The sequence below is a fragment of the Kitasatospora sp. NPDC043949 genome (genome assembly GCF_056435365.1).
Genome location: NZ_JBWKEQ010000013.1, coordinates 169,023 through 174,551, shown reverse-complemented (window position 1 = coordinate 174,551; position 5,529 = coordinate 169,023). Strand labels below are relative to the sequence as shown.

The 5,529-nt window shown below is 75.1% G+C and carries 4 protein-coding genes; 3 read left to right on the top strand and 1 reads right to left on the bottom strand.

Annotation, left to right across the window (positions count from 1 at the left end):
* Positions 1 to 487 precede the first annotated feature (487 nt).
* On the bottom strand, positions 488 to 1,744 hold the full coding sequence (gene paaK, locus AC07AL_RS14090; RefSeq protein WP_478317550.1) for a phenylacetate--CoA ligase PaaK: 1,257 nt from the start codon (positions 1,742 to 1,744) through the stop codon (positions 488 to 490).
* 431 nt (positions 1,745 to 2,175) lie between these two features.
* Here paaK and AC07AL_RS14085 point away from each other — a divergent pair, with 431 nt between their 5' ends.
* The 3 genes from AC07AL_RS14085 (at position 2,176) to AC07AL_RS14075 (ending at position 5,409) form a co-directional block, all read left to right on the top strand.
* The gene (locus tag AC07AL_RS14085) at positions 2,176 to 3,813 is read left to right on the top strand and encodes a hypothetical protein (protein ID WP_363586696.1); all 1,638 of its coding nucleotides are present in this window, start codon (positions 2,176 to 2,178) and stop codon (positions 3,811 to 3,813) included.
* Positions 3,814 to 3,833: 20 nt separating this feature from the next.
* A complete protein-coding gene (locus AC07AL_RS14080) occupies positions 3,834 to 3,983 on the top strand; it encodes a hypothetical protein (protein ID WP_363586695.1) in 150 nt (49 codons plus the stop codon).
* A gap of 247 nt (positions 3,984 to 4,230) precedes the next feature.
* Positions 4,231 to 5,409: an ROK family protein gene (locus AC07AL_RS14075; RefSeq protein ID WP_363586694.1), complete on the top strand. Its 1,179-nt coding sequence runs from the start codon at positions 4,231 to 4,233 to the stop codon at positions 5,407 to 5,409.
* Positions 5,410 to 5,529 lie beyond the last annotated feature (120 nt).

Genomic DNA, 5,529 nt, shown 5'->3' with positions numbered 1-5,529 from the left:
CCCCCCCCCCCTCCCCCCCCCCCCCCCCCCCCCCCCCCCCCCCCCCCCCCCCCCCCCCCCCCCCCCCCCCCCCCCCCCCCCCCCCCCCCCCCCCCGCCGCCGGAGCCGCCGCTGGACGACTGCGACGCGCTGTCGCAGGACGCCGCGCCCAGGCCGAGGGAAATCGCTGCGGTCACCGCGAGGACGCGGCGCAGCCCGATGCTCATGAGGATGCCTTTCCGATTGGTTGGGTCCACCCCTCTTTCGTTCGAGTCTGGGAACCTTCGGCCGCGACCACGATCCCGGTGCGCCGAATGGGTCTCAAGCTTCCGTCGGCGGGTGTCCGTCAAAAGGCGTCCGTCAAAAGGCGTCCGCGAGGCGGAGGCTGGCGGGACGGCAGGCAGCGGCCGGGGCCGGCGGGACGGCGATAGACGCCGGAGGCGTAGGGCATCCCCCCGGACAGCCCTACGCCTCCGGCAGGCCCCAGGGCTGCGGGCCCCCGTCGGCCTCACCCCCGTTCGTCGACCACCCGCCGGATCTTCCCGACCGAGCGCTCCAGCGCGTACGGCTCCACCACCTCGACCGCGACCGTGACGCCCACCCCGTCCTTCACCCCCCGGACGATCGCCTCCCGCGCCGCAGCCCGCTGCTCGGCCGGGGCGTCCGGCCGCGCCTCGACCCGGACGGTCATGCGGTCCAGCCGCCCCTGCCGGGTGAGCCGCAGCTGGAAGTGCGGCGCGACGCCCGGGGTCCGCAGCAGGACCTCCTCGATCTGGGTCGGGAAGACGTTCACCCCACGCAGGATGATCATGTCGTCGCTGCGCCCGGTGACCTTCTCCATCCGTCGGAAGGCCGGGCGCGCGGTGCCGGGCAGCAGCCGGCTGAGGTCGCGGGTGCGGTAGCGGATGACCGGCAGCGCCTCCTTGGTGAGCGAGGTGAAGACCAGTTCGCCGCTCGCACCGTCGGGCAGCACCTGGTCGGTGAACGGGTCCACGATCTCCGGGTAGAAGTGGTCCTCCCAGATGTGCAGCCCGTCCTTGGTCTCCACGCACTCCTGCGCGACGCCGGGGCCGACCACCTCGGAGAGGCCGTAGATGTCGACGGCGTGCAGGTCGAGCCGGTCCTCGATCTCGCGCCGCATCTCCTCCGTCCACGGCTCGGCACCGAAGATGCCGATGCGCAGCGAGGTGCTGCGCGGGTCGACGCCCTGCTTCTCGAACTCATCGAGCAGGGTGAGCAGGTAGGAGGGGGTGACCATGATGATCTCGGGACGGAAGTCCTGGATCATCTGCACCTGCCGAGCCGTCATGCCGCCGGAGGCCGGGATGACGGTGCAACCGGCCCGCTCGGCGCCGTAGTGCGCGCCCAGGCCGCCGGTGAACAGCCCGTAGCCGTACGCGATGTGCACCTTGTGCCCGGGCCTGCCGCCGGCCGCGCGGATCGACCGGGCGACCACGTCGGCCCACATCGACAGGTCGTGCTCGGTGTAGCCGACGACGGTCGGGCGCCCGGTGGTGCCGCTGGAGGCGTGGAGCCGGCGGACCCGCTCCATCGGGACGGCGAACATGCCGAACGGGTAGCCCTCACGCAGGTCGGCCTTGGTGGTGAAGGGGAAGCGGGCGAGGTCGGCCAGGGTGCGACAGTCCTCGGGGCCGACGCCGGCCGCGTCGAACTTGCGGCGGTACAGCTCGACGTTGTCGTACGCGTGGCGCAGGGTGGCCCGGAGGCGGGTGAGCTGGTGGGCGCGCAGCTCGTCGACGCCCATCCGCTCGCCGGCGTCCAGCAGCGCGGGCGGGATCGGCTCACCCAGGCGCCGGGCGGGCACTTCACCGCAGGCGGACTCTTCACCGTAAACGGGCGCTTCGCCGTAGGCGGGCTCATCGCCGTACGGGCGCGGGGCGGGTGCGCTGCCGGTCATCGTCGCTCCTCCGCAGGTCGGCCAGGACGGGCGCACCGACCGATCGTTCGGTCAGGACGACCCCCACGCCAAGTAACCCAGCGCCCGCACCGACTGTCAAGGGGTCGCACGCCGGATCCGGAATGCGAAGTTCCGACCACTTCGAGTGGAGATCGGATACCCACCTTGGCTGGCCGATATGAAAATCATTACAGAAGTTTGACCCGTGCACGGCATCACCCGGCCCGACCGCGTGGTTCAGTAGTGCGGCTTCTCCCCCGCACCCCGGAGTGATCACCGTGCCCACGACTCCAGCCCTGGTCAGCGCGCTGCGCGAACTCGGCGACCGACCCGCCGTCGTCGCCGACGGGCGCGCGATCAGCGGCATCGGCCTGCTGCTCGGCGTCTCCCCGCCGGGCGGCCTGCCCCGGGCCCTCGCCCAGCGCGTCGCCGCCCACGCCGCGCTGCCGCCCTCCGCCGCCCGCACCGCCGAACAGCGGCTGCGGCACTGGGCGGGCGTCCTCGGCCCGCCGCCCATCCGGCACACCGTGCTCCACCCCGCCACCGACCTCGCCGTCGAACTGGCCCTCGCCACCCTGCTCGCCGGCGGGACCGTCCACTGCGGCGACCCCCGGCAGGACCCCGAGCGGCAGCTCGTCGACCTCGCCGCCAGCGCCACCACCCACCTCAGCCTGCCCTCCACCCTGCTGTGGCGACTCAGCCGCCGCCCCGACCTGGCCGACCACGACCTCGGCGCCCTGCGGCTCGTCCTGCACGTCGGCCCCGAACCCCGACAGGACGACGTGTACGCCGCCGTCGACGCGCTCGGCGCCGTCCTCGCCCACGTCCGCGCCCCGCACAGCCACGCCGAAGCCGCCGACCGGCGACTGCGTACCGCCGCCGACGCCGCCGACGCCATCGCCTGGAAGCACGCCATAGGCGTCACCGCCGAACAGGTCCAGGCCTTCGGGACCCACCTCGACCACGCCGTACTGTCCGCGCTGCTGCTGACCCTCCAGCAGAGCGGCGTCCTCACCGACCCCGGGCGCGGACACACCGAGGCCGAGATCCTCGCCGCCGCCCTCGTCACCCCCGCCCAGCGGCCCCGGGTCGGCCGCTGGCTCGACGCCCTCACCCGGCACGGCCTGATCACCCGGCACGGCGACGTCCACTACGGCCGACCCGAGCTCACCGCGGCCGAGGTCCGGGAGGCCTGGCGGCCCGCCGTCGAGGCCTGGAACGACGGACTCGGCCCGGTCTCCGCCCTGGACCGGATCCGGCGCGGCGCACTACGGCTGCCCCGGCTGATCACCGGCGAGGAGGCCCCCCGCCCGGCCGCCGCCCCGATCCGCTGGACGGCCGCCCGCGGCTACCTCGGCGCCGCCCTCGGCGCGCTGGTCCGCGGCATCGCCGAGACCCACGACGGGCCGCAGCCGCTGCGCATCCTCGAACTCGGCCAGGACGACGCCGACTCCACCGTCACCCGGGCCCTCGCCACCCGGCCCCGCCCCGGCGCCGACCACCACCAGCTGCCCGACGGCGGCCGATACGACCTCGTCGTCGCCACCGTGACCGGCCACCCGGACACCGTCGTCCCGGAGCTGGTCGACCAGCTCGCGCCCGGTGGGCAGCTGCTGCTGCTCGCGCCCACCGGCGAACAGCTCGACCTGCTGATCACGGGGGACGCCGAGGCCCGCACCGACTCCCCGACCTTCCCCGCCTCCCCTGTCCACCCTGCCGCTCCCGCCCACCCTGCCGCTCCCGCCTTCCCGGTGTCCGCCGCTGCCCCCGGCTTCCCCGCCTTCCCGGCGCTCCCCGCCGAGCGCTGGCGGGCCGCCCTCACCTCCGCCGGCTGCCCGACCGTCCTCGCGCTGCCCGAGGACGGGCACCCGATGGGACTGCTCGGGCAGCGGCTGTTCGCGGCGCGGATGCCCTGAGCCGCCGCTACCATCGGGCCGTGCCCGACTCCCCCGTGGCGGCCGGCTCCGTACTCAGCGCCCTGTCGGCCGGCTCCCGGCTGAGCCTCGGCTCGCTGTTCTCCGCCCGTTCCCGCTGGTCGGTACGGTCCCGGCGGCCCGGCGGCGGGCGGCCCGTGGCCGGGCCGTGAAGCCCGGGTCGTGCACCACCACCCGATGCGTACCATTTCGATACCGAAGCCTGGATGAGCTGCAAGGATTCTCGCCCAGCGGGCCCACCCCCGGGTAGGCTCCGCTTGTCCTCCGGCCCTGGCGCAGGCGGCCCCGCGCCGCCGTGCCGCGTTCCGGGGGTGGCATACCCCCGCGGGCCATTCGGTGGGCACCGCGCACTCGACACCGCGCGCCAGGGCAGTCGCGCGAACGGCGAAGGGCATCGCATTGGCGGATCGGCTCACCGGAGGAGACTCCTCGCTGCTGCGGCGGATCAACGCGGCGGTCACGCTTCGGGCGCTGCGGACCGGCCACTCCGTGACCCTCACTCAGCTCGTCGGCGAGACCGGGCTCTCCCGCCCGACCGTCGAGGGCGTCATCGAGGGTCTGGTCGAAACCGGGCTGGTCGCCGAGGTCGACCAGCCCAAGGAGGACGGCCAGCCCGGCACCGGCCGGCGCGGCCGACCGGCCCGCTGGTTCCGCTTCCGCGCCGAGGCCGGACACATCCTCGGCATCGAGGTCGGCGTGCACGACATCCACGTCATCCTCGCCGACCTCACCGGCGAGGTGGTGGGCAGTCACTTCAAGCCGGTCGACGAGACCCTGGACGCCGAGGACCGGCTCGCCGCCGTCCGCACCGCCGTCGCCGAGGTCCTGCGCAAGGCCGGCATCTCCCGCGACAACCTCTGGGCCGTCGGCATCGGCACCCCCGGCATCGTCGACCGCGACGGCACCATCCAACTCGGCACCGCCATGCCCGGCTGGACCGGCCTCGACCTCGGCGCCCGGCTTCGGCGCTCCTTCCGCTGCCCCGTCCTGATCGAGAACGACGCCAACCTCGCCGCCATCGCCGAACACTGGCAGGGCGCGGCGGTCGGCGCCGGTGACGTCGTCTTCGTCATGGCAGGCCTCAGCCCCGGCGCCGGCTCCCTCATCAACGGCAGGCTGCACCGCGGCTACGGCGGGGCGGCCGGCGAGATCGGCGCCCTCCACCTGCTCGGCCAGGAGGTCACCCCCGAGCGGCTCCTCTCCACCACCGGCAAGCCGCTCAACCCGCTCGACGAGGCCGCCGTCGCCCGCGTCCTGCGGCTCGCACGGGAGGGCGACGAGGTCGCGAAGGTCGCCATGGACCGCTTCCTCACCCGCCTGGTCCAGGGCGTCGCCGCGCTCGTCCTCGCCATCGACCCGCAGCTCGTCGTGATCGGCGGCTGGGCGGCCGGCCTCGACGGCGTCCTGGAACCGCTGCGCGAGCGCCTCGCCCAGTTCACCCTCCGCGCCCCCGAGGTGGCGCTCGCCGCGCTCGGCTCCGAGGTCGTGGCGATGGGCGCGCTGCGCGTCGCCCTCGACCACGTCGAGGACCAGCTGTTCGCCGTCGACCCGCCGACCACCGGCAACGGCCGCGCCTGACGGGCCCGGGGGGGGGGGGAGGGGGGGGGGAGGGGGGGGGGGGGGGGGGGGGGGGCGGGGGGGGGGGGGGGGGGGGGTCGAGTCGCTCCGAAAAACCCTCCCCCACGGGAGGAGAGGAGG